Here is a 4,365-nt window from a genome sequence, read left to right on the forward strand (position 1 = left end):
TTTTTGTGTTTTGTATGTAGTTTAATTCCGTATATTTCCACCTCAGGTCATACATATTTTTCCATGAAACGATGCAGATTTCTTGATGCTGTACCTTGGACGTTTTGTTACATAGTAGAGTGTGGTAAAATAAATATGTTTATAGGTAGGACGAAATCTTAATGAGTGAACGATAAAAATGCATGGTATGTGCTGTTTGAAAAAGGGGATTATTCATGAATAACAAAGCGGTTGTTTTAGGTGCAAATTATTATATAGGTTTAAGTACGATTCGCTGTTTAGGAGTACACGGTGTTCACGTTGCGGCGGTTGACTATTCGTGGACGGGCGCATACGGCCTGGAATCGAAGTATGTGACAGAAGCGTTAATCGGACCTCATTATAAAGAAGACCCAAAAGGGCTCCTTTCTTTCTTGATTGATTACGCAAAGAAAGAAAGCGTCCCTCCTGTGCTTATTCCAACAGCAGACCCATATGTAGAATTTGTTGATGAGCATTTGCATGAATTACGGGAATATTTCCTTATTCCACAAACAGAACAAGGCCTTTATACTAAAATAATGGACAAAGGCACGCTGCATGCCCTCGCATCCGAACATGGAGTGGCCGTGCCGGAAACCGTCAATGCAGACGATGAGAATTTTGTGCAGAAAGTAGAAGAAACGATCCAATACCCATGTCTGGTAAAACCGGTCGATTCACCTGCATTCGTATCAAAATTCAGAAGGAAATTATTTAAAGTTTATAATAAAGAAGAACTACTTGAAAAAGTTCATCTAGCAAAAGAAGCGGATATCGAAGTGATCATCCAGAGGGTCATTCCTGGATTTGATGATCACATGTACACGTTCGATGCTTACTTGAATCAGGAGGCCAAAGTGACACACTGGGTCACATGTCAGAAGCTCCGTCAGTTTCCGATTAACTTTGGTGCATCCGTCTATACGCAGCAAAAACATGTACCTGAGTTATATGATCTAGGAGCAAAATTCTTAGAAGGAATTGGCTACAAAGGGTTCGCTGAAATCGAGTTTAAAAAAGATGCAGAAACCGGACGCTTTTATTTAATTGAAATCAATGTTAGGATTACCAACTTAAATAGCTTACTTGATAAAACAGGTATTAATATTCCATATATCATGTACAGGGAGTTAATAGAAAACCCTGTGGATCCAAAAGCAATCGAAGAGGATAAGAACCTTGTTTTCTGGTACGCTTACGAAGATTTACTGGCAGTAAGAGAATATGTGAAAACAGGACAGCTATCAGTCAAAAATGTACTAGCTTCCTACTTCCGGCCAAAAGCCCATGCGATCTGGGACGCCAAAGATCCGAAGCCGGCCATTGCCTTCGGTAAGAAAATGGCAGGGTTGGTCGCTGGGAAGGTTCTCAAAAAAGGATAGGTCGTTTTGAAGCCTTGAAAAAGGGAATATCCAGCTTAGATAGTAGGAAATGCTGAATATTATCGATATAGAATGAAAAATGTCATAGGTACAAGCTTAAATTTTTGCAGGGAAGGTAGATAGGTATGGCTAAACTAAATGAATTGCTAAAATCCATTCACGTGCTAGAGGCGTGGAATGAAAAAAATCTAGATATTACAGGATTGGCTTACAATTCAAGGTCTGTTCAACCTGGGAACGTCTTTGTGTGCATCAAAGGTTTTAAAACCGATGGACACACCTATATTCCAGAAGCCGTGACGAATGGAGCCGCAGCCATCATTGTGGAAGATTACCAGGAGGACTGGAAGGAAATCCCTCAGTACAGGGTCGAAGACAGTCGGAAAGCGCTGGCGGCGTTGAGTGATGCCTTTTATGACCATCCTTCCCAAGCGTTGAAAACGATCGGAATTACAGCTACGAATGGTAAGACGTCTACTTCTTTCATGACGAATGCCATTTTAGAGGAGCACAAACTGAAGACAGGCCTTATTGGTACTGTAGTTGTAAAATTTGGTGACTATTCAGAGCCGACAAAACTAACGACACCTGAATCCTTGGACCTCCACCATTATTTCGCTCAAATGCGGGACCAGGGTGTTTCTCATGTCACGATGGAAGTCTCATCATCTGCACTTGATCTAAATAGAGTAGGCAGCGTGGATTTTGACATCGTTACATTAAATAATATTAGTCGAGAACATATTGACCTACATGGATCGTTTGAAGAATACTTTAATAGTAAAGCAAGTTTGATTCGCAATGCGGGGCCAGACAAGTGGGCGGTGCTCAACCTTGATGATTCTTATTCAGCCTCTCTAATAGAAGAAACAGAAGCCCAGGTCCTCACTTTCAGTGTAGAAACTGGTGATGGAGATCTGATTTGTAAGAACCTTGATCTTTCTACAGGGAGAGCTAAGTTTACAGTTGAAGTTCGTAAGCCATTTACGGTTGGGGGTACCACCTATCAGCCTATGGAGTTTGATATTGTTTTATCAACTCCAGGATACCATTCCGTTTACAATTCGATGGTAGCCGTATCTATAGGCTTACTGAACGAGGTACCGATTCCAACCATTCAAGAAGGTCTAAAAGCCTTCGGTGGTGTTGAACGCCGTTTTGAGATGGTTTTCGAAGAAGACTTTAAGATTCTCGACGACCACTTTGCGAATTATGGAAACATCAATGTTACGTTAAGCACCTTGCAGCAAATGGATTATAAGAACTTGAAACTGGTTTATGCAATTCGAGGGAGCCGCGGAGTTACGGTCAACCGAGAGAATGCTCAAGCGATTAAAGAATGGGCACCTAAGCTTGGTTTGACAGAAGTAATCGCGACCTTAAGTCAATCTCATGTGTCTGAGAAAGACGAAGTCACCGAAGAAGAAGTGCGCGTGTTTCAAGAGATGATGGACGAAGCTGGAATTAAAGTGGACTTATATAAAGAACTGGACGATGCGATTCACCATGCATTATCTGAAGCAGGCACCGATGATGTTGTATTATTAGCGGGCTGTCAAGGCATGGATCCCGGAGCAAAAATCGCACTCGAACAATTAAACAAAGCGAGACCGGAAATGGATGAGGAAAAATTATTTAAGCCTCTGAAAAACAGAGTAGCAGGAATTTTGTAATCACCAGGTCTTTCGCAAGGAGGCATTACATGAACGACAAAATAATCGGCATACTTGGTGGAATGGGACCTGAAGCAACGGCAGAATGCTATATGAAAATTATTCGGGCTACGCATGCAAAAAAAGACCAGGAGCATTTCCGTGTCATCATAGACAGTAACGCGAAAATACCTGATCGAACAGAAGCTATTTCAGGCAGAGGGGAGAATCCTGTCCCAGAAATGGTTCACGCAGCTAAAAACTTAGAGAAGTTAGAAGTGGATGTTGCTTGCATCCCTTGCATGACTGCACACTATTTCATCGAAGAAGTGCAAAAAGAAGTTTCCTTTCCTTTGTTAAATGCTTTTCTGGAGCTGAAGAAATATATCAGTGACTATTACCCAAGCGTTTCTAAGGTAGGTGTATTAGCTACGACGGGTACTTTGGAGACAGGGCTTTTTGAAAAATATCTGGATCATTTAGATGTCATTTATCCGACTCCTATGACCCAAAACGATAAGGTCATGCGTGCCATTTATGGAGAAAATGGAATCAAGAGTGGGAATACGGATGGTGAGCCGCTGCATCTGTTGAAAGAAGCGTCTCAGGAGCTGTTGGATAACGGAGCGGAGTTGATCATTTCCGGGTGTACGGAAATTGGATTGGTTCTAAGACCTTATCACCTCCCAACCCCTTTGCTGGATCCAATGGAGGTTGTAGCCAACGTTGTAGTGAAAGAGTCCGTTTATCAAAAGTCCTAAGAGATAGGAAGATAACCGAATAAAGGAGTGCAAGAGATGACAAAGAATGAACTGAAGAAATTTTTGTCTGATTCCTTTGGTGAAGGCGTTTATTTTAGAGAATTGCGGTTATCTACGGAAGAAATAAAAGTGTTGCGAGAGCTTTACCCCCACGCTACGGTGAGACGAACGACTGAGGTCAGTGATGCTAACAGCAAAGCCTGGTATGAAATCAACTTGCTGCCCAGGAAGGTCGAAGGCACGGAAACCATTCAAGAAGAAAACCGCCGTCTAAAGCAGGAAATTGAAGTGCTGAAAAAGGGTATGAACTAAGTGAATACGATTAATTGAGACAATTCCTAGTGGATTGTCTTTTTTTTATGGCTTATCACTGTCTGTGGAGATTTTCGTTCTAACAGAACAATAGGTTAATCAACCTTCTTCCACTATCGAGCAGGATTGTATAAGACTCGATTTCCTGTGGGGGAACTGGCAAGCCTCCTCAGTCGTTTCGCTCCCTGTGGGGTCTCGCCTAGCTCCTTCTCCCTTTTTGTTATCTAGTTCCAGTGC

The 4,365-nt window shown here is 42.0% G+C and carries 4 protein-coding genes; all 4 read left to right on the plus strand.

Annotated elements, in window-relative coordinates:
• The first annotated feature begins 215 nt into the window (after window positions 1-215).
• The 4 genes from LD39_RS08975 (at window position 216) to LD39_RS08990 (ending at window position 4,128) form a co-directional block, all read left to right on the plus strand.
• Window positions 216-1,403, plus strand: coding sequence for a carboxylate--amine ligase (locus LD39_RS08975; RefSeq protein ID WP_035545389.1), 1,188 nt, complete (start codon window positions 216-218; stop codon window positions 1,401-1,403).
• 125 nt (window positions 1,404-1,528) lie between these two features.
• The gene (locus LD39_RS08980; RefSeq protein WP_035545390.1) at window positions 1,529-3,076 is read left to right on the plus strand and encodes a Mur ligase family protein; all 1,548 of its coding nucleotides are present in this window, start codon (window positions 1,529-1,531) and stop codon (window positions 3,074-3,076) included.
• 29 nt (window positions 3,077-3,105) lie between these two features.
• Window positions 3,106-3,816 carry an aspartate/glutamate racemase family protein gene (locus LD39_RS08985; protein ID WP_035545392.1) on the plus strand — a complete coding sequence of 237 codons (711 nt, stop codon included), beginning with the start codon at window positions 3,106-3,108 and terminating at the stop codon, window positions 3,814-3,816.
• Window positions 3,817-3,852: 36 nt separating this feature from the next.
• Entirely contained in the window at window positions 3,853-4,128 is a 276-nt protein-coding gene (locus LD39_RS08990) for a hypothetical protein (protein ID WP_035545393.1), read from the plus strand.
• The last annotated feature ends 237 nt before the right edge of the window (window positions 4,129-4,365 follow it).

This window comes from Halobacillus sp. BBL2006, from assembly GCF_000786645.1.
Classification (GTDB): Bacteria; Bacillota; Bacilli; order Bacillales; family Halobacillaceae; genus Halobacillus.